The organism is Paraburkholderia sp. BL6669N2, assembly GCF_003387275.1.
GTDB lineage: Bacteria > Pseudomonadota > Gammaproteobacteria > Burkholderiales > Burkholderiaceae > Paraburkholderia.
Genome location: NZ_QUNA01000001.1, coordinates 3,339,190 through 3,358,967, shown reverse-complemented (window position 1 = coordinate 3,358,967; position 19,778 = coordinate 3,339,190). Strand labels below are relative to the sequence as shown.

Below are 19,778 nucleotides of genomic sequence, written 5' to 3'. Positions count from 1 at the left end.
ACAAGGGGAGCACGATGTATAACGCTCAGGGAAAGATTTCCCAAGCCGAAGTTCTGACGAAGTACGCACCGCTGGTGCGTCGCCTCGGCTTGCAGCTCGTCGCCAAGATGCCGGCGAGCGTCGATCTCGACGATCTGATCCAGGCCGGCATGATCGGACTGCTGGACGCGGCAGGTCGCTACAAGGAAGACCAGGGCGCGCAGTTCGAGACTTACGCGAGCCAGCGGATTCGCGGCGCGATGCTCGACGAATTGCGCAGCAACGACTGGTTGCCGCGCAGCTTGCGGCGCACCTCGCGTGAAGTGGAAACGGCGGTGCACAAGGTGGAGCAGAATCTGGGCCGCTCGGCGAGCGAAACGGAGATTGCCGAGCACCTGCAAATGCCGCTCGACGAGTATCAGTCGATGCTGCAGGATCTGCACGGCAGCCAGCTGATCTATTACGAAGACTTCGACCGTTCGGCAGACGACGAGCCGTTCCTCGACCGCTACTGCGTCGATCACTCGGACCCGCTGTCGGCGCTGCTCGACGACAGCCTGCGCTCGGCGCTGGTGGAGGCGATCGACCGCCTGCCGGACCGCGAGAAGCTGCTGATGTCGCTGTACTACGAACGCGGCATGAACCTGCGCGAAATCGGCGCGGTGATGGAAGTCAGCGAATCGCGAGTCTGCCAGTTGCACAGCCAGGCCGTGGCCCGTTTGCGTACGCGCTTGCGCGAGATGGCCTGGGCGAACGCCGAGGCGACCTGAAGTTCGGGTATTCGGTAATGTAAATGAGCGGTGAGCGGTGTGTCGCGCCTCCGCTTGACCTCATGCCTCGGCCATTTCATGTTCCGCGGCCAGTGCCAGAAAGGCCGAGCGCGACATGCCACGCGCCTGGGCATAAGTGTCGATCTCCTGGACCAGCGCTTCGGGCAGCGAGATATTGATCCGTACCGCCTTCTTCAAGGCGGGAATATTCCGGGTGGCGACAAGTCCCCACGTGAAATCCGCATAGTCGGGATTGCGGCGGTGCTCTTGCAGCGTGCGCCGCGCGGGAATCGGCAAGCCCTCGTCGAGCAGCACTTCCAGATGCGCCTCGATAGCCTCCTTGGCGTTCGCGTAGGCTTCTTCCAGCGTATCGCCCGCCGCAAAACAGCCCGGAATGTCGGGCACGACGACGCCGAACGCGTGATCCGCGCTACCCGGTTCAATCGCGATAGGGAAAGTCAGGTTTTTCATTTCAGGCCCGCCTGTTTCAGGATGCTGTTCAATGTGCCGGGCGGAAGATCTTTCTTCGGATGCGGGATGGTCACGAGACCGGCTCTTGCCGCGTGACGAAAATGATGGTGGCTGCCCGATGTGCGGACCAGCTGCCAACCCGCCGCCTGAATGAGTTTCACGACCTCGGCACTTTTCATACTGCACTCCTCGAATCATACACACCATTACACAACCTCGCTAGTGGTTAGCACTCCGTTGATGCACGTCCGGATAGCCTTGAAAAAAGCGCGGGACGGCGGACCAACTCAGTAAGAGGGAAGTCGTGATTTTCAACGCGGCTGGCGATTTCGCGCCACCTGGCCGGATGGCTAACGTGTGCGGGAAGGAGTGGGGCGCGCTCGAAGCGGGGTGCCTGAAAAGCAAAAAGGGCTCATCGAAAGACGAGCCCTTTTCAATCCATCTGTTTCAGCCAGACCCGAGCGTCAGGCCGTGCTGATCCAGCTACATTACACGGCGGGACGCGCCGGAATCCGGCCATCCGGACCATAGAAGCCGGCCTTCTGCGGCGCGGCTACCTGAAGCGCCGTCAGCGCCCTCTGGTTGTAGTCCATCCGCACGCGGATCAGTTCGCCGTTGCTGGTATTGCAGCGTCGCGCGCGTTCGGCGGCTTTCTGCAGCAACGACCACTGCTCGGCCACGCGCGTGTCGGTGCTGGCCGCGAGTTCCATGCCGGGCCAGCCTGCGGGAAAGCCCATCTCGGCGAGCAGCCCGTCACGGGTGGCTTCGAGCTTGGCGAGCGCGCCGATCAGTTCGGTTTTCTTCTCGACGATCGGCGGCAGCAATTCCAGCGGCGACAAGGCAGTGAGCGCCTTGGTCTCGAGCGTCAGAATCGAGGCAAACGCCTCGACGGCCGAATATTCTTCGATGAGGGTGGCAAGCAGGGCGTCTTTCATCTCAACAACTCGCTGAACACGACGGCTCGCGCATGATCCGCGAGCCGGGTTTGTCGAACGCCGCCCGGCACTTCACCGTACTTCGATGCGTCGATCAGTTGCCGGTCGACGAGGTTTTGCTTTGCAACAGTTCGCGCGCGGTGTTCAGCACGCCCTCGGCGATCTTGCCGGAATCGATCTTCAGCGAGCCGTCCTTGATGGCCTGCTTGATCGACTCGACGTGCGCCGTGTCGATATCGGCCGAACCGGACGCCGCGAGACTGCGCAGATGCTGCGACAAACCCGACAGGCTGACACTGGCGTCGCCCGAACCGCTGGTGGTGGTCTGCGAGGCCGTGCCCGCATTCTGCGCGTTGCTGTTCGCGGTCGTCGCGTCGCCTGCTTGCGAGCGGGACAGGGCGTCTTTCAACGTCGGCAGATTCGAATTGTTTGTGGAATCGACTTTCACGATTGGCTTCCTGAACGATTTGATCCTTATAACGGCTACCGCTGATCAAAACTTTAGCGCAATCGATCAAGGCGTTACCTTTCCTTACATCTCCGCTCGGCCCTTTGGCCGAGCTCATTTCGGCGCTGGCCGCACTGCTCGCGACGGCCAGAACGGGCGCGGCGCGGGAGTTCGTCATGGCGTGGGCGCCGCAACGGTTCACAGCTGAATCTCCACGGTCGAGCCGTCTTTCACGATGCCGGAAATGATCTGGCCGTTGGCCGTCTTGACCCGCACCTGCTGGCCCGGCGACGCGTTGTTCATCGCGCTGCCTTCCGCCGAAATCGCGAAACCTTCGCCGGCCGCCACGACCCGCACCGTCTGTCCGATCGATACCGCCGACGCGCTTTTCAGCATGTCGCGGCGCAACGGCATGCCGCCGGCGACTCGCGTGAGCGTGACCGAGCCGACCGCCTGCGACGGGTCCGTGACGATGGCTTGCGGCAAGCCGGTGAGATCGCCGTCACGCGCGACGAGGTCGGCGGCGGTGAGCACTTCGCCGGGCGCCATGGCGCGGGCGGCCAGATAGTACGTGGCATGCAGCGAGATGCGCGCCTGCAGATAAATGGTCCACGGACGCTCGCCCGCACAGCGCACGCCGACGGTCATGCGGCCCCACAGGCGCGCGCCGCTCGGCATGAACGGTTCGAGCATCGTGCAGTCTGCGAGACCGCGCGGAAACGCCGGCGCCACGGTGATGTCAACCTTGCCGGGCAAGCCGGCGGACTGCTGCTGCAGGAATGCGAGCGCGGCGCTGCGGATCGCTTCCGGATCCTGCTGGCCAGGCAGCGGCGCGGCTGGCGCGAGTGTCGCGGGGCGCAGATTCTGTTGCGCGAGAGCCGGTGCGACTTGCCGCACAGCCGGCGTGCGGGCGATGGTGCCCGGCGCGGCCGAAGGCGCAGCCGTTGCAACCGGCGCCACGGCGGCGCGGGTCGCGAGCGGCTTGCCATTCGCGCCCAACTGCGGCGGCTCGCCGCGCGACGCCAAACTATCGAAACCTGCCGCCGCGGATTCCCCAGCGGCTGCATTGAGCGGCGCATTGGCGGCAACCGGCTGAACGCCTGCCGCTTGCCGAGCGCCGTTGGCCTGCGGCGAGGGCGTCACCACGACCGGAACCACCTGACGCGAACCCGGCACGACATTGACCCGTGCGACGCCGTCCATGGCGGCGGCATTGGCGCTGCCCGGCGCGGGAATCGTCACGACGCCGTTGGCGTCGGGCCTGAAGCTGGTGCGGATCATTTGCGGCGCGGCGGGCGGTTCGCCCGCGCCCGCAATGACGATCGAGCCGCTTGCGTTGGCGGCGCGCGTGAATGAATCGGCGTTGCGAGCCGCGGAATTTGGCGTCAGCGACTGCGCGGTGGCAGCGGCCAGTGTGGCGGCGGAGCCGGTGCGTTTCGCCGGCGCGGCTTGCATGTGCTCGGCCAGATCGGCGAGCGCGGCGGGGTTCTTTTCTCCCGGACCGGGAATCACGATCGGGCCGCCGGCTTCCTCGGCCTGCGTCGTAGCGGGCAGCAGCACAATGCCGCCGGCGACCCACACCGCCAGGTTCACGACGAGGCGCGTCAGGAGACGTGAGGCCGGACGCGCAACACGCCGTGCGACGCCGGCACCCGCACCCACGCGATGCGCCGCCGCGCAATTCGCGCGGTGCGTCGGATCGAAAGCGGGCTGGTCCATCGTGTTTCTCCATCGAATGCATCGGTACGCCTTGCATTCTAGTGAGCGCCCCCTTTGCGCAAACGTTGAATAGAAGCCCCCTTTCCCGGTTATTCGTCCGATTGCCGCTTGCGTTCGGCCCATAAGATGCACCTCATGCAAAAAGGTCTTCCCGCCTGGTGCAGTCCTCACGCGAGGCATGCATGGGAAGCCTCGGGAACGTTCTCCGGAGATTCTTATGCTGGACAAACTCGATGCCGAATTCGCCTTTGGCCGTCAAGCGCTCGATGTGCGCGCCTATCGGCAGGAGCTGTTGTCGTCGAATATCGCCAACGCCGATACCCCTGGGTACAAGGCGCGCGACGTCGACTTCGCCTCGTCGCTCGCCGGCGCGCTGAAGAAGGGCGGCAGCGCCACCGGCACTGCCGCGTCGAACAACGCGACGCTGGCGATGACGCAACCCGCTGGTGTAACGAGCGGCATGTCGATGGTGTCGACCGCGCCGGGCCACATGCCCGGCAAGTCGACATTGACGCCGACCGGCGGCCCGTCCGACGACTACGGCAATCTGCAATACCGCGTGCCGACCCAACCCGCGCTCGACGGCAACACGGTCGACATCGATACCGAGCGGGTGCAGTTCGCGGACAACACGCTGCATTTCGAATCGGGCATGACGGTGTTGTCCAGCCAGATCAAAACGATGCTGTCGGCGATCCAGTCGGGCTCGTAAGAAGCCACGCCGACAGACTCAGCAGTACGCAAGAACAATCGCTACGGGATTAAGTTGGAAGCCGGCTCTACCGGCAGGAGAGGTCAGGAAACATGCCATCCCTGATGAACATTTTTGGTGTTGCAGGCTCCGCGATGTCCGCGCAGTCGCAACGGCTCAACGTGACGGCGTCGAATCTCGCCAACGCGGACAGCACGACCGGCCCGGACGGCCAGCCGTATAAGGCCAAGCAGGTCGTGTTCGCGGTCAGCCCGCTCGGCGGCGCGCGCACGGCGTCCGGCCAGCAGGTCGGCGGCGTGCAGGTCACCGGCGTGGTCGACGACCCGACGCCGATGAAGACCGCCTACGACCCCGGCAATCCGGCCGCGAATTCGGACGGCTACGTCACGTTGCCGAACGTCGATCCGGTGCAGGAGATGGTCAACATGATCTCGGCCTCGCGCTCGTACCAGGCCAACGTCGAGACCCTGAACACCGCCAAGACACTGATGCTGAAAACGCTCACGATCGGAACCTGAGGAGAGCTCCTTGACCACCAACACCACCATCGGCGGCAGCGGCACGACTGTGTCGCAAACGCTGCTCGATACGATGAACGGCACGAACAGTGCCTCGAGTTCCTCGAGTTCGACGGGCAGCACGTCCGGCACCTCGGCGACCGATCTGCAGAACACCTTCCTGTCGCTGCTCGTCGCGCAGCTGAAGAACCAGGATCCGACCAACCCGATGGACAGCTCGCAGATGACGTCGCAGCTGGCGCAGATCAACACGGTTTCGGGCATCAGCCAGTTGAACACGACGCTCAGCTCGCTCGCCACGCAGATGTCGGCGGGCCAGCAGTCGCAGGCCGCATTGCTGATTGGCTCGACCGTGCTCGCGCCCGGCAGCTCGGTGGCGGTCGCGAGCGGCAAGGCCGGCGCGTTCGGCGTGCAGCTCGCCAACTCGGTGAACGACCTGCAAGTGGTCGTGAAGAACTCGGCGGGCCAGATCGTCAACACGATCGACCTCGGCAAGCAGTCGGCCGGCACGATTCCGGTGGGCTGGACACCGACCGACACAGCGGGCAATGCGCTGCCGGACGGCAACTACACGATCAGCGCGGTCGGCACGATCAACGGTCAGCAGGCCACGGCCACCACGCTCACGGGCGCCACGGTGCAAAGCGTCGTCATGCAGAACAACGGTACGCCGGGCCTCGTGCTCTCGAACGGCTCGACGGTCGGCCTGACCAGCGTCGCCGCCATCCTCTGATTCAGATTCTGTCAGTTACGACTTTCCAGATACGGAGACCGTCATGGGTTACCAACAAGGTTTGAGTGGTTTGTCGGCATCGTCGAGCGATCTCGACGTGATCGGCAACAACATCGCCAACGCGAATACGGTTGGCTTCAAGAGCGGCGCCGCGCAATTCGCCGACATGTACGCCAATTCCGTGGCGACGGCGGTGGGCAACCAGGTCGGCATCGGCACCAAGCTCTCCGAAGTGCAGCAGCAGTTCTCGCAAGGCACGATTACGAGCACCAACCAGGCGCTCGACGTCGCGATCAACGGCAACGGCTTCTTCCAGCTGTCGAATAACGGTTCGCTGGTGTACTCGCGCAACGGTGTGTTCCAGCTCGACAAGAACGGCTTCATCACCAACGCGCAAGGCCTGCAACTGATGGGCTACGCCGCGAACAGTTCGGGCATCATCAACACCGCGCAGACCGTGCCGCTCACCGTGCCGACCGCGAACATCGCGCCGCAGGCGACCACCAAGATCACCGCCGGTCTGAACCTGAACGCGCAGGACCCGCTGATGCTCGGCACGCCGACCGTGACGCCGACGCTCGCGGGCGGCAGCACGCTCACGACGCCGGGCGCGACCATCACGAACACCGCTTCGGGCACGAACAACGACAGCTACACCGTCAACTTCACGAGCCCGACGACCTACACCGTCACCGATACCACGCTCGGCACGACGTCCGCCGCCGCGACGTATACGGCGGGCACGGCGGTCGCGCTCGGCAATGGCCAGACCATCACGTTCAACGGCACGCCGGCGACCGGCGACAGCGTCGCGATCGCGCCGACCCCGGTGGCGTTCAACCAGAACAGCTCGTCGACGTACAACTACTCGACCAGCACGACGGTCTACGACTCGCTCGGCGGCTCGCAGACGGTCAACATGTACTTCGCCAAGACGTCGGCCGGCACGTGGAACGTGTACGCGGGCACCTCGACCGGCACGGCGAGCCTGGTCGGCCACGCGAACTTCAACTCGTCGGGCACGCTGCTCGGCACGACGGACGCAGCCGGCGTTGCGACCACCACGCCGTTCGCCTACAACTTCTCGATCCCGACCACCGACGGTTCGTCGACGCCGCAGAAGCTGACGCTGAACATCGCGGGCACGACGCAGTACGGCGGCAAGGACGGCGTGAATTCGCTGCAGCCCGACGGCTACGCCGCCGGCACGCTGACGAGCTTCACGATCGGTGCCGACGGCACGCTGACCGGCAACTATTCGAACCAGCAAACCGCCGCGCTCGGCCAGATCGTGCTGGCGAACTTCTCGAATCAGAACGGCCTGGTGAACCTCGGCAACAACGAGTTCCAGCAGACCTCGCAATCGGGCGTCGCGCAGATTTCGGCGCCGGGCTCGACCAACCACGGCGTGCTGCAAGGCGGCGCGGTGGAAAACTCGAACGTCGATCTGACGAGCGAACTGGTGAACCTGATCACCGCGCAACGCAACTATCAAGCGAACGCGCAGACGATCAAGACCCAGCAGACCGTCGACCAGACCCTGATCAACCTGTAAGCGACCGGGACTAACCCATCATGGATCGGCTGATCTATACCGCGATGTCGGGCAGCACGCAGGCGCTCGAACAGCAGGCTATCGTCGCGAACAACCTCGCCAACGCATCGACCACCGGTTTTCGCGCGCAACTGGCCACTTTCCGCGCCGTGCCGATGTCGTTCGGCGACGGCAGTTCGATCAACGACAACACCACGCGCACCTTCGTGCTGTCGTCGACGCCGGGCGCGGACTACACGCCCGGGCCGATCCAGCAGACGGGCAACCCGCTCGACGTGGCGATTCAGGGTCCGGGCTGGCTGGCGGTGCAAACCGCCGACGGCGGCGAGGCTTATACGCGCGCCGGCAACCTGCATGTCGATGAAAACGGCCAGCTGGTGAACGCCACCAATCAGGTGGTGCTGGGCAACGGCGGCCCGGTGTCGGTGCCGCCGGGCGCGGAAATCACCATCGGCAAGGACGGCACGGTGTCCGCGCTGACGCCGGGCGATCCGCCGACAGCTGTCGTGACGGTCGATCAACTGAAGCTGGTGAATCCGGATCCGCAAACCATGACGCGCGGCGACGACGGTCTGTTTCGCACCGCCGACGGCAATGCCGCCGACGCCGATCCGACCGTCACGCTGGCGCCGGCCTCGCTCGAAGGCAGCAACGTGAATCCGGTCAGCGCGATGGTCTCGATGATCACCAATGCACGCCAGTTCCAGATGCAGACGAAGTTGCTGGAAAGCGCCGACAAGAACGATCAGTCGGCCAACCAGTTGCTCAGCTTTAGCTAACGGGTCGCTTAGGCACCCAGGAGAAGAACCATGAATCGCTCACTCTACATCGCCGCGACCGGCATGAATGCGCAACAGGCGCAGATGGACGTGATCTCGAACAACCTCGCGAACGTCAGCACCAACGGCTTCAAGGGCTCGCGCGCGGTGTTCGAGGATCTGCTGTATCAAACCGTCCGCCAGCCGGGCGCGAACTCGACACAGAACACCGAACTGCCGTCCGGCATCCAGCTCGGCACAGGCGTGCAGCAGGTCGCCACCGAGCGTCTGTACACGCAGGGCAACCTGCAACAGACCGGCAACTCGAAAGACGTCGCCATCAACGGCCAGGGCTTTTTCCAGGTGCAGATGCCCGACGGCACGACCGCCTATACCCGCGACGGCTCGTTCCAGACCAACGCACAAGGTCAGCTCGTGACGTCGAGCGGCTACCAGGTGATCCCGGCGATCACGATCCCGAATAACGCGACTTCGCTCACCATCGGCAGCGACGGCGTGGTGTCGATCACCGTGGCCGGCTCGACCAACAGCCAGCAACTCGGCTCGATGCAGATCGCCACGTTCATCAACCCGGCCGGTCTCGATGCGAAGGGTGAAAACCTGTTCGCGGAAACCGCTTCGTCGGGCGCGCCGAACGTCGCGCAACCGGGCCTGAACGGCGCCGGCACGCTGAATCAGGGCTACGTGGAAGCATCGAACGTGAACGTGGTGCAGGAACTGGTGAACATGATCCAGACGCAACGCGCTTACGAAATCAACAGCAAGGCCGTGACCACGTCCGACCAGATGCTGCAGACCCTGAGCCAGATGCAGGTTTAAGGCTCAAGGGACTGGGAATCAAAAAGGCGGTAAATCAAGATGTCGCACTTCACTCGTAATCCGGTTCATTCGCGCACCGCTCAGGCGCTCGTGCAGCTCACGCTGCTCGCGGCCCTGGGTGGCTGCGGCCTCGTGCCGAAGCAGCCGATCACGCAGCAGCCGATGACGGCGCTGCCGCCGATGCCGCCGTCGGCGCAGTCGCCCGGCTCGATCTTCAACCCGGGTTACGCGGGCCGTCCGTTGTTCGAAGACCAGCGGCCGCGCAATGTCGGCGACATTCTGACGATCGTGATCCAGGAAAACGTCAATGCGACCAAGTCCTCGGGCGCGGGCGTCAACCGCAGCGGCAACACCAACTTCGACGTGCCGACCGCCGGCTTTCTCGGCGGCCTTTTCGGCAAAGTCAACCTGAGTGCGAACGGCGCCAACAAGTTCGCCGCGACGGGCGGTGCAAATGCGTCGAACACGTTCAGCGGCGTGATCACCGTCACGGTGACGGGCGTGCTGCCGAACGGCAACCTGATGGTCAGCGGCGAGAAGCAGATGCTGATCAACCAGGGCAATGAATTCGTGCGCTTTTCCGGTGTGGTGAATCCCAATACGATCTCAAACCTGAACGCCGTGTACTCGACCCAGGTGGCCGACGCGAAGATCGAATATTCCGCGAAGGGCTATATCGACGAATCCCAGAACATGGGCTTCCTGCAGCGCTTCTTCCTCAACGTGTCGCCGTGGTGATCATGCGTACCGTTTTCTCCCGCACCCGCCTTGCGCGATTCGCCGGTTTCGGCCGCGCGCTCGCCTTCGTCGCGCTCGCCTGCGCGGCGCTGCCGGCGGTCACGCCTGCTCATGCCGAACGTTTGAAGGACCTCGTGCAGATCCAGGGCGTGCGCGACAATCCGCTGATCGGCTACGGCCTCGTCGTCGGCCTCGACGGTACGGGCGACCAGACCACGCAGACGCCGTTCACCACGCAGACGCTCGCCAACATGCTGGCGAACCTCGGCATCTCGATCAACAACCAGGCGGCGGGTTCGAGCAATTCGCAGTCGTCGCTGTCGAACATCCAGTTGAAGAACGTCGCCGCGGTGATGGTGACGGCGGTGCTGCCGCCGTTCGCGCGTCCGGGCGAAGCGATCGACGTGACCGTGTCGTCGCTCGGCAATGCCAAGAGCCTGCGCGGCGGCACGCTGCTGCTCACGCCGCTGAAGGGCGCCGACGGCCAGGTGTATGCGCTCGGCCAGGGCAATCTCGCGGTCGGCGGCGCCGGCGCGAGCGCCAACGGCAGCAAGGTGCAGGTGAATACGCTTGCCGCGGGCCGCATCGCCGGCGGCGCGATCGTCGAACGTGCGGTGCCGACGTCGGTCTCGCAAGCGGGCACCATGCAGCTCGACCTGAACGACATGGACTACGACACCACGCAGCGCGTCGTGGCCGCGGTGAACAACGCGTTCGGCGGCGGCACGGCCACCGCGCTCGACGGCCGCACGATCCAGTTGCGCGCACCGAGCGATCCGGAGCAGCAGGTCGCCTTCATGGCGCAACTGCAGAATCTCGACGTCAAGCCGGCGCAAGCCGCCGCAAAGGTGATCCTGAACGCGCGCACCGGCTCGATCGTGATGAATCAGATGGTCACGCTGCAGAACTGCGCGGTGGCGCACGGCAACCTCTCGGTCGTGATCAATACACAGCCGGTAGTGAGCCAGCCTGGCGCCTTCTCGAACGGCCAGACGGTGGTGGCCAAGCAGTCGCAGATTCAGATGAAGCAGGACAACGGCGCACTGAAGCTGGTGACCGCCGGCGCCAATCTCGCCGAAGTGGTGAAGGCGCTCAACGCATTGGGTGCGACGCCCGCGGATCTGATGTCGATCCTGCAGGCGATGAAAGCGGCGGGCGCTCTGCGCGCCGACCTGGAAATCATCTAAGGAAGACACAGGATGAATTCGGATACGACCAATTCCGCCGGCGCGGCGAACGACCTGAGCAACCGCTTTGCCCTCGACGTGCAGGGGTTCGCAAAGCTGAGCGCGCAGGCCAAGGCATCGCCGCAAGCCGGCATGAAGATGGCCGCGCAGCAGTTCGACGCGGTCTTCACGCAGATGATGTTGAAGAGCATGCGCGACGCGACGCCACAGGACAGCCCGTTCGATTCGCACGACAGCGCCACCTTCACGTCGATGATGGACCAGCAGTTGTCGCAACAGATGTCGCAAAAGGGCATTGGCGTGGCTGACGCCATGCTCAAGCAGTTGATGCGCAATCAGGGCATGCAGGTGGGCGGCGGTGCGGGCGGCGCAGGCGCCGCCGGTGGCCTGGCCGGCATGGCCAACGCGTTGGGCGGCGGCAGCGGTGGCGATGAAGGTCAGACCGCGGCGCTGAACGCGCTCGCCAAAGCGTATGGCAATGCGCAAGCCAACGGCCAGCTGGCGATGGGCAAGGGCTACTCGGCCAACAGCGCTTTGACTCCGCCATTGAAAGGCGACGGCAGCTCGCCGAAGGTCGACGCTTTCGTCGACAAGCTCGCCCAACCGGCGCAGGCGGCCAGCGCGGCGACCGGCATTCCGGCGCGCTTCATCATCGGCCAGGCGGCGCTCGAATCCGGCTGGGGCAAGAGCGAGATCAAGAAGACGGACGGCTCGACCAGCCACAACGTGTTCGGCATCAAAGCGACCAGGGACTGGACCGGCAAGACCGTGTCGACGGTCACCACCGAATACATAAACGGCAAGCCGCAGCGCGTGGTCGAAAAATTCCGCGCGTACGACTCGTATCAGGAAGCCATGACCGACTACGCGAGCCTGCTCAAGGGCAATCCGCGTTACGCGCAGGTGATCAATTCGGCGCATGACGTGAACGGTTTTGCCAACGGCATGCAGCGCGCCGGTTACGCGACCGACCCGCATTACGCAAAAAAACTGATGTCGATCATGCAGAAGATGGGCTGATCTGCCGTGACCGCGGTTCGAGTCACCTGATCGTTAATCGAATCAAAACGATGCACGCGACGGGGCCAGGTGCATAACAAGACGGACAAGGCCGGTCGCCCACGGGCGGCCGGCCCAACCGCGAAGGGATGACGCGTTTTAACGTTTGCGGCAAATAATTCATGACAGGCCCCTAAATTTTGACCGGGCGCTGCCGCTAATCAGTTAGACCCAATACCGGAAAGCGCTGTAATGTCTGGTTGGGATGCGCGTGCTGCGGCTTCGATGAAGACCGCGCGAAAGCCCCGGCAGGAGCTCTGGCACGCGCCCGCAAGAACAAGCATACCGGCAAGCCCATGGATACTACCCAGTCGAACGGCCAGACCGACACACACGGCCAGCTGCACGCTGCGACAGACGAAGGCGGCAACGACTTCGGCCGTCGCAATCCGCTGGAGATCGGCGTTCAGTTGCGCAATCTCGTCAATCGCGGCGATTTCCTCACGGTTCAATACGCAGGCGGACAGCTCGTTACACGGCTACTCGACGTCGACGTGCGCGGCCGCACCTTCACGTTCGATTGGGGCGCCTTGTCCGATCAGAACAGAGGCTTGCTGGGCGCACCGCACTGCCAGTTCCACGCGCAGCCGGACGGCGTGCGCGTCGAATTCGCGACGAGCACGCCGCGCGAGACCCGTTTCGAAGGACTGCCCGCATTCGAGGCCGATTTCCCCGAGGTGCTGTTCTACGTGCAGCGCCGCGAGTACTTCCGTGTCGATGCGCCGATTCTCGATCCGTACATGTGCTCTGGCCGTTTGCCCGAAGGCGACACGTTTCGCTTCGAGGTGCACGACCTGTCGCTCGGCGGCGTCGGCATGCGCACTTCAGACGAACGCGTGGCCGAATTGCCGATGGGCACGCGCCTGCTCGATTGCGAGCTGGCGCTCGGCGGGCTCGGCCGGCTCTCGCTCGATCTGCAGCTCGTGTCGCATCGCTCCACCGCGCTGCCCAACGGCACGCAACGTTTCCAGCTCGGCTTCCGCTTCCTGACGCTGCCGGGCAGCGCGGAAAACACGCTGCAACGCCTGATCACGCAGCTCGAGATGAAGCGTCGTTCGCTGGTCCGCTGATGCCCGACGCGCGTCGGAATGACCTCAATTTTTCCTTGTTGAGGCCGTTAAACAGGATGTTCAAGTAACGCGGCGGCACGTGTACGGTGTCGCCCTTCAGGATGACGCATGTCCAATCTCATCAATCTCGGCCTCAGTGGACTGAACGCAGCCCAGTGGGGACTCACGACGACCGGCCAGAACATCAGCAACGCGTCGACGCCCGGCTACACCATCGAAACACCGGTGTATGCGGAAAGCGGCGGCCAGTACACGGGCTCGGGGTATCTGCCGCAAGGCGTCTCGACCACGACCGTGACGCGCCAGTACAGCCAGTATCTGACCACTGAGCTGAACAACGCGCAGAGCTCGGGCAGCTCGCTGTCGACGTACAACACGTTGATCTCGCAACTGAACAATCTGATCGGCAGCCCGACCGCCGGGATTGCGAGCGCGATCACCAGCTACTTCACCGGCTTGCAGAACGTCTCGAACAATGCGTCCAGCCTGGCCACGCGTCAGACCGCGATGAGCGGCGCGCAGACGCTGGCGAACCAGATCAACGCCGCGGGTCAGCAATACGACGCCTTGCGCCAGAGTGTCAACACGCAGCTCACCAACACCGTTTCGCAGATCAACAGCTACACGCAGCAGATCGCGCAGTTGAACGGTCAGATCACTCAGGCCAGTACGCAAGGTCAGCCGCCGAATCAGCTGTTGGATCAGCGCGATCTCGCCGTGTCGAATCTGTCGCAACTGATCGGCGTGAACGTGGTGAACAGCAACGGCAGCTACAGCGTCTTCATGAGCAACGGCCAGCCGCTGGTGTCCTCCAACAACAGCTACAACCTGGGCACGGCGCCTTCGACCGGCGACACCAGCGAATTGTCCGTTCAGTATCTCGGCCAGGCGGGTGCGAATCCGGCAGCAGCGCCGCAGAATCTGCCCGACAGCAAGATCGACGGCGGCACGCTCGGCGGTCTGCTCGCGTTCCGCAGCCAGACGCTCGATCCGGGCGAGGCACAACTCGGCGCGATCGCCGTGAGCTTCTCCGCGCAGGTCAACGCGCAAAACGGGCTGGGCATCACGCTCGCCGGCGCCAAAGGTGGCGCGCTGTTCTCGGTGGGCGGCCCGACCGTCTATGCGAATACGCAGAACACCGGCAATGCGTCGCTGAACGTGTCGTTCGCGAACGCCGCGCAACCGACCACCGGCGACTACACGCTGGCCTACAACGGGACCACCTACACGCTGACCGACAATTCGACGGGCAGCGTGGTCGGTTCGGCGACCAATCTGAGCCAGCCGATCAACGGCCTGAATTTCTCGACCACCGGCACGATGAACGCCGGCGACTCGTTCACGGTCGAGCCGACCCGCGGCGCGCTGAACAGCTTCGCGACCGCCACCACCGACGCATCGGCGATCGCCGCCGCCGCGCCCGTGCTGGGCGCCGCCGCGTCGAGCAACACCGGCACCGGCGCGATCACGCAGGGCACGGTAACGGCCGGCTACACCATGCCGAATTCGACCACCACGCTCTCGTACGACGGCACGGGGCTGTCCGGCTTCCCGGTCGGTTCGACGGTGACGGTGGCCGGTTCCCCCGCCACCACGTACACGATCGCCAGCGCGGCGACCGTGGTGCCGTATTCGTCGGCCACCGGCGCCTCGCTGACGATCAACAACGCGACCGCCGGCCAGATGAACAACGTCTCGGTGACGATCAGTGGCGCGCCGGCTGCCGGCGACAAGTTCACCATCGGCCCGAACACCGGCGCGACCAACGACGGCCGCAACGCGCTCGCGCTGTCGAACCTGTCCAACGCGAAAGCGCTGTCGGGTGGCACGGTCACGCTGACGGGCGCGTATGCGAACTACGTCAACAATATCGGCAACCAGACCAACCAGATTCAGACGTCGAGCACGGCGCAAAGCTCGCTGGTGACGCAGATCACCACCGCGCAGCAGTCGGTGTCGGGCGTGAATATCAACGAAGAAGCAGCCAACCTGCTTCAGTATCAGCAGCTGTATCAGGCCAACAGCAAGGTCATCCAGACCGCGCAGACCCTGTTCCAGACGATACTCGGCATCTTCCAGTGAGGCGTTGACAATGCGCATCTCCAGCACGCAGTACTTCAACATGAACGTCGCGACGATGAGCGATCAGCAAGCTCAGTTGTCGCAGTTGTATGCCGAGATTTCGAGCGGCGTGAGCCTTTCCACGCCGTCGGACAATCCGCTCGGCGCGGCGCAGGCCGTGCAGTTGAGCTCCACGGCGACGACCTTGTCGCAATACACGACCAATCAGGGCACCGCGCTCGCTTCGCTGCAACAGGAAGACACCACGCTCGGCAGCGTCAATACCGTGTTGCAAACCATTCATACGCTGGTGCTGCGCGCCGGCGACGGTTCGCTGAACGACGGCGACCGCGGTTCGATCGCGACGCAACTGCAAAGCTTGCGCAGCCAGTTGATGACGCTCGCGAATTCGACCGATCCGCAAGGCAACTACCTGTTCGCCGGTTATCAAAGCAGCGCGCAGCCGTACACCACGAATTCGGCCGGCGTTGTGACCTATTCGGGCGACACCGGCACGCCGGGCGTGCAGGTTACGGATTCGCACGTGGTGCAGACCGGCGACAACGGCATTGCGATCTTCGGCAGCGTTGCGCCGATCGGCACCAGCGCCGTGCCGGCCGCGACGACCGGCAACACCGGCACGGGCGTGATCAGTCAGGTGAGCCTGACCAATCCGACCAATCCGACCAACGCCGACAAGTTTTCGATCAACTTCTCGTCGGCGACCACCTATACCGTGAGCCAGACCGATCCGGCTACCGGCGCGGTGACCACGAGCGCGCCGCAGGCGTTCACGGCCGGGTCGGCGATCACGCTCGGCGGCCAGTCGGTGTCGATCACCGGCGCGCCGAACGCGGGCGACAGCTTCACGGTGACGCCGGCCACGCAAGGCAGCATGGACGTGTTCGCCAACCTGAGCCAGTTGATCACCACGCTGCAAACGCCGGTGTCGGGCGGCGCGTCGACGGCGAGCTTCCAGAGCGCGCTGACCACCAGCATGACCCAGCTCGAGAACACGATGAACAACGTCGTGACGGCGCAGGCGGCCGTGGGCGGCCGCGAGCAGGAAGTGCAGGCACTGCAGACGGTCACGCAGACCAACACGCTGCAGACGTCGAGCAACCTCGCGGATCTGACGCAGACCGACATGGTCAAGACGATCGGCAAGTACACGATGACGCAGGCCGCATTGCAGGCGGCGCAGCAGGCGTTCGCGAAGATTCAGAACATCTCGCTGTTCCAGTACCTGAACTGATAGCACGAGCAGACTGAAACGGAGAAGGGCGGAAGCCGGTGTGAGCCGGTTCCGCCCTTCTTCTTTTTGCGTGCGCAGCCGCCACTACGCCATACCGAACGCAGAAGCGATGTGCTATCGCGTAAACATCTTCGGCAACATACTGCGCCTCAGGCTGAGTCGATCAGGCTTGCGCCGGCTCAAGCTATGAAAAGAGGTTAAAAGGCCGCCGAGCTGTAATCGGTCGCATATAGCGCGACCGTCAAGATTGATATGCCAATAAACCAGCCGGCCCATTTCAAGGCGGACCAGCGCTTCCATGCGACTGCAGTGACAAGACCCAGGAGCACTGCCGGCCCCAACAGGTATGCGAGAAGAAGCACCGTGTCCCGCCACGAGACAGCACATTTACCAAGTTCGTGGCATCCAGCTATGGACTCATTGGAACGATGTAACCATTGAGTGTGACTGAGCGCATATAAACATGCCCATGTCAGGAACAGACCGCAAAAAGAACCGATCAAGGCGACACCAAAGCGCTTCACTTAATCTCCCAGAACAGGATTGATTTTGAGCCCCGTAGATCGGAGTAACTCAGCTCCGAGGCTACGGTTGCCCGCTGCCGAAATGACTGAATACCCGCGTAACGCCCAATAGTCGCTACGCCGTCGAAAAAGCCGCTGATCGTCAGTCGTGAACCGTTCCATAAATCAATGTGCCCACCGCTCGCGTTGCCTGCGCTTTCGCCGTTGCGCGTCCAGTATCGCGAAAATTGGATGATGCCGGTGCGGCCCTTGACCTTTGATTCCCAATTGGCACCCGTTATATCTTCCGCCCTCGGAAGTCCTGCAAACGGACGTAGTTGCAACCACTCGCCCAATTCGTCGGCCCGCGTCGCGGTGGCTCTGCCATCAAGCATTATCCGGCCAATGGATGACTGCCCGGAGAGCGGCTTAACCAATTTCTGTGAGAATGACTTCATATCGATGCCGATCCGATGAAATGTCACACTCATCCGAATAGCGCATTGGTCGCGATAGGCCGGGTTATCGTAAGGCTCGCCCGATGGATAGTTATCCCATAACTCCTGAAAAGTCAGTGCCTTCAGTTGCACTTCCATGACCGAATTCGGCGTCGAATTGGTTTTTACCACGGTCATTTTATTCGGCATTGTTCAGACTCCTTCCTGTCTCGCAAGGGCATCGTCGCCCCAATACACTTTGTAGTGGGCGGCTGCATCGGTGTGGACACGTGGCAGGAGGCCGTCTTCACCAAGTCGCCCTGAAAAAGTCCGGCCCTCAGCCGACTCGATGAAGTACGGATAGCCTTCGAGGTTCGCCACCGTCGTTGCGCCGCACACCTGTTCGTCATAGATGCCTGTCCCCCGCGACGCATTGTCGATAGTGGATGCGACAGCGCTCGCCGCTGCAGCGATGTCGTCGGTCCAGTAGAAACAGCCCGGATTAAGGCCGGCCATCACATAGTTGAGTCCACATGGACACAACACCGCGTCGCCTTCGACAACGCCGGGCTGTCCTCTGTAGCACCGGCGCGTAGCCGTGCCGACTATCCTGAACACGCCTTCGCACTTGCCGCACGTTGCTTCGTCGCCGTCTAGCGCGAACGGCTTGCCGTGGTCCGTCATGTGAGTGGCCGAACCGCCAATGACAAGACCGCCTGTGGTTGTCGGGCTGCCTTGCACCACGAGAGCCTTACGCATGGATCTCGTCTCCGTCGATGCAAGCGCGCCCGTACCCTGGCTCACTGATGTTTGCAAAAAGATACGTCGTTTTGTTCTTCTCGTGTGCCGGCATTCTCAATGTCTCCCGTATGGAATGAGCAACATGTACGGAATTGTGTGCCGAGGCTGAGCACACCTATTCCGGAATCCATTTCGGCGAATAGCAGAGAGATTAGGTATCCGACAAGTCCGAAAAGATGGACATTCTTGTAATGATTTGTCGATGTCTGATGTGGGCCAGACAGGCGTCGTAGACAGTCGATTTTTGCCGGAGGCGTGGAAGTCGCGACCTGAGGCGGCTACCTATACCGCTAGTGCGGGCGCGAATGCAGTACCACGCGCAAAGCGAGTCACTTCGCTTCGGATTGCGCGCGAAGAAATGCCGGCTCGGGGCGGCCATAAAGATTCACCACTCGCTGGAATGTATCGACGCAAACGCCACGTAGCGTCCATAGCCAATACCTGGCTACCTGAACCCCGCCGCCACCCGCCCCATCTGATCCAGGCCGACGTCGAAGAGCCGTACGAAGAACGGAATCATGTTCGGGACCATCAGTTGCAGCAGCAGCATGCCGATCAGCATGGTCAGCGGGAAGCCGATCTGGAACACGCCGATCTGCGGCGCGGCGCGATTCAGAATGCCGAGCGAGAGGTTGGTGATGAGGAGCGCGGCGACCACAGGCAGCGACAACAGCAGCCCCGCTGAAAACACCGTACTGCCGAAGTTCGCCAGTGTGCGCCAGCCTGGCGCGCCGAGTATGTTCGCCGACACCGGCACCGACTGGAACGTGGCGAGCAGCGCGCTGATCATCTGCAAATGGCCGTCGATCACCAGAAACACCAGCATGGCGATGGTGTTCATGTAGCTCGACAGCACCTGGCTCGAACTGGCCGCCTGCGAATCGAAGAAGGTCGCAAAGCCGAGTCCCATGCCGAGGCCGACAAAGTCGCCCGTCGCGCTGATCGCCTGAAACACGATCTGCATGGTCATGCCGAGCGCGATGCCGATCAGGAACTGGTTGACGATGATCCACACGCCCTCGGCGGAAAACACCGTGACCTGCGGCAGCGCGCCGAGCGTGGGCGCGACGATGATCGTGATGAACGCCGCGAGGCCGATCTTCACGCGGATCGGCAGCGAGCGGTTGCCGAGCACCGGCGCGGTGGCGACCAGCGCGAGGATGCGCACGAACGGCCACAGGAACGCGGTGAGCCAGGCGTTCAGTTGCGCGTAGGTGACGGAAAACATC

General features: G+C 63.3%; 21 protein-coding genes. 13 read left to right on the top strand and 8 right to left on the bottom strand.

The genetic code is table 11. From position 1 onward, the window contains the following. The first annotated feature begins 14 nt into the window (after positions 1-14). A complete protein-coding gene (locus tag B0G80_RS15345; protein WP_012434714.1) occupies positions 15-749 on the top strand; it encodes an RNA polymerase sigma factor FliA in 735 nt (244 codons plus the stop codon). Between the two features lie 60 nt (positions 750-809). Here the strand turns inward: B0G80_RS15345 and B0G80_RS15340 are convergent, their stop codons facing one another. The 5 genes from B0G80_RS15340 to flgA all read right to left on the bottom strand — a co-directional run bounded on the left by B0G80_RS15340 (position 810) and on the right by flgA (position 4,322). Continuing rightward, on the bottom strand, positions 810-1,220 hold the full coding sequence (locus B0G80_RS15340) for a type II toxin-antitoxin system HicB family antitoxin (RefSeq protein ID WP_106284796.1): 411 nt from the start codon (positions 1,218-1,220) through the stop codon (positions 810-812). Beyond that, positions 1,217-1,399 carry a type II toxin-antitoxin system HicA family toxin gene (locus B0G80_RS15335; RefSeq protein WP_106284797.1) on the bottom strand — a complete coding sequence of 61 codons (183 nt, stop codon included), beginning with the start codon at positions 1,397-1,399 and terminating at the stop codon, positions 1,217-1,219. The genes B0G80_RS15340 and B0G80_RS15335 overlap by 4 nt, the downstream gene beginning before the upstream one ends. 309 nt (positions 1,400-1,708) lie before the next feature. Continuing rightward, positions 1,709-2,155, bottom strand: coding sequence for a flagella synthesis protein FlgN (locus B0G80_RS15330; protein WP_106284798.1), 447 nt, complete (start codon positions 2,153-2,155; stop codon positions 1,709-1,711). Positions 2,156-2,249: 94 nt separating this feature from the next. Next, positions 2,250-2,603, bottom strand: coding sequence for a flagellar biosynthesis anti-sigma factor FlgM (gene flgM, locus B0G80_RS15325; RefSeq protein WP_116118514.1), 354 nt, complete (start codon positions 2,601-2,603; stop codon positions 2,250-2,252). Positions 2,604-2,801: 198 nt separating this feature from the next. Beyond that, complete coding sequence (gene flgA / locus B0G80_RS15320; protein ID WP_116118513.1) at positions 2,802-4,322, bottom strand: flagellar basal body P-ring formation chaperone FlgA; 1,521 nt, start codon at positions 4,320-4,322, stop codon at positions 2,802-2,804. Positions 4,323-4,539: 217 nt separating this feature from the next. Between flgA and flgB the strand changes: the two genes are divergently transcribed. The 12 genes from flgB (at position 4,540) to flgL (ending at position 16,808) form a co-directional block, all read left to right on the top strand. Next, positions 4,540-5,034, top strand: coding sequence for a flagellar basal body rod protein FlgB (gene flgB / locus B0G80_RS15315; protein ID WP_116118512.1), 495 nt, complete (start codon positions 4,540-4,542; stop codon positions 5,032-5,034). Between the two features lie 92 nt (positions 5,035-5,126). Beyond that, positions 5,127-5,552 (top strand): flagellar basal body rod protein FlgC, encoded by a 426-nt coding sequence (flgC, locus tag B0G80_RS15310; RefSeq protein ID WP_012434707.1) that lies wholly within the window; start codon positions 5,127-5,129, stop codon positions 5,550-5,552. Between the two features lie 10 nt (positions 5,553-5,562). After that, positions 5,563-6,285, top strand: coding sequence for a flagellar hook assembly protein FlgD (gene flgD, locus B0G80_RS15305; RefSeq protein WP_106284802.1), 723 nt, complete (start codon positions 5,563-5,565; stop codon positions 6,283-6,285). Between the two features lie 43 nt (positions 6,286-6,328). Further along, positions 6,329-7,840 carry a flagellar hook protein FlgE gene (locus B0G80_RS15300; protein ID WP_116118511.1) on the top strand — a complete coding sequence of 504 codons (1,512 nt, stop codon included), beginning with the start codon at positions 6,329-6,331 and terminating at the stop codon, positions 7,838-7,840. Positions 7,841-7,860: 20 nt separating this feature from the next. After that, positions 7,861-8,619, top strand: coding sequence for a flagellar basal-body rod protein FlgF (flgF, locus tag B0G80_RS15295; RefSeq protein ID WP_106284804.1), 759 nt, complete (start codon positions 7,861-7,863; stop codon positions 8,617-8,619). A gap of 30 nt (positions 8,620-8,649) precedes the next feature. Then, the gene (gene flgG / locus B0G80_RS15290) at positions 8,650-9,438 is read left to right on the top strand and encodes a flagellar basal-body rod protein FlgG (RefSeq protein ID WP_012434703.1); all 789 of its coding nucleotides are present in this window, start codon (positions 8,650-8,652) and stop codon (positions 9,436-9,438) included. Positions 9,439-9,477: 39 nt separating this feature from the next. Then, positions 9,478-10,176 carry a flagellar basal body L-ring protein FlgH gene (flgH, locus tag B0G80_RS15285; RefSeq protein ID WP_116118510.1) on the top strand — a complete coding sequence of 233 codons (699 nt, stop codon included), beginning with the start codon at positions 9,478-9,480 and terminating at the stop codon, positions 10,174-10,176. Between the two features lie 2 nt (positions 10,177-10,178). Next, entirely contained in the window at positions 10,179-11,363 is a 1,185-nt protein-coding gene (locus B0G80_RS15280) for a flagellar basal body P-ring protein FlgI (RefSeq protein ID WP_106284806.1), read from the top strand. A gap of 12 nt (positions 11,364-11,375) precedes the next feature. Continuing rightward, a complete protein-coding gene (flgJ, locus tag B0G80_RS15275) occupies positions 11,376-12,383 on the top strand; it encodes a flagellar assembly peptidoglycan hydrolase FlgJ (protein ID WP_116118509.1) in 1,008 nt (335 codons plus the stop codon). A gap of 335 nt (positions 12,384-12,718) precedes the next feature. Then, on the top strand, positions 12,719-13,492 hold the full coding sequence (locus B0G80_RS15270) for a flagellar brake protein (protein ID WP_116118508.1): 774 nt from the start codon (positions 12,719-12,721) through the stop codon (positions 13,490-13,492). A 108-nt stretch (positions 13,493-13,600) separates the two neighbouring features. After that, positions 13,601-15,574 (top strand): flagellar hook-associated protein FlgK, encoded by a 1,974-nt coding sequence (gene flgK / locus B0G80_RS15265; RefSeq protein WP_116118507.1) that lies wholly within the window; start codon positions 13,601-13,603, stop codon positions 15,572-15,574. 10 nt (positions 15,575-15,584) lie between these two features. After that, a complete protein-coding gene (flgL, locus tag B0G80_RS15260) occupies positions 15,585-16,808 on the top strand; it encodes a flagellar hook-associated protein FlgL (RefSeq protein ID WP_116118506.1) in 1,224 nt (407 codons plus the stop codon). 520 nt (positions 16,809-17,328) lie between these two features. On the opposite strand, the gene B0G80_RS15255 is transcribed toward flgL, so the two are convergent. From B0G80_RS15255 to fliR, 3 genes are all read right to left on the bottom strand, one after another. Continuing rightward, positions 17,329-17,958: a type VI secretion system amidase effector protein Tae4 gene (locus B0G80_RS15255; RefSeq protein ID WP_116118505.1), complete on the bottom strand. Its 630-nt coding sequence runs from the start codon at positions 17,956-17,958 to the stop codon at positions 17,329-17,331. A gap of 3 nt (positions 17,959-17,961) precedes the next feature. Beyond that, on the bottom strand, positions 17,962-18,507 hold the full coding sequence (locus B0G80_RS15250; protein WP_116118504.1) for a PAAR domain-containing protein: 546 nt from the start codon (positions 18,505-18,507) through the stop codon (positions 17,962-17,964). A gap of 487 nt (positions 18,508-18,994) precedes the next feature. Next, positions 18,995-19,777: a flagellar biosynthetic protein FliR gene (gene fliR, locus B0G80_RS15245; RefSeq protein ID WP_116118503.1), complete on the bottom strand. Its 783-nt coding sequence runs from the start codon at positions 19,775-19,777 to the stop codon at positions 18,995-18,997. Between the last annotated feature and the right edge of the window lies 1 nt (position 19,778).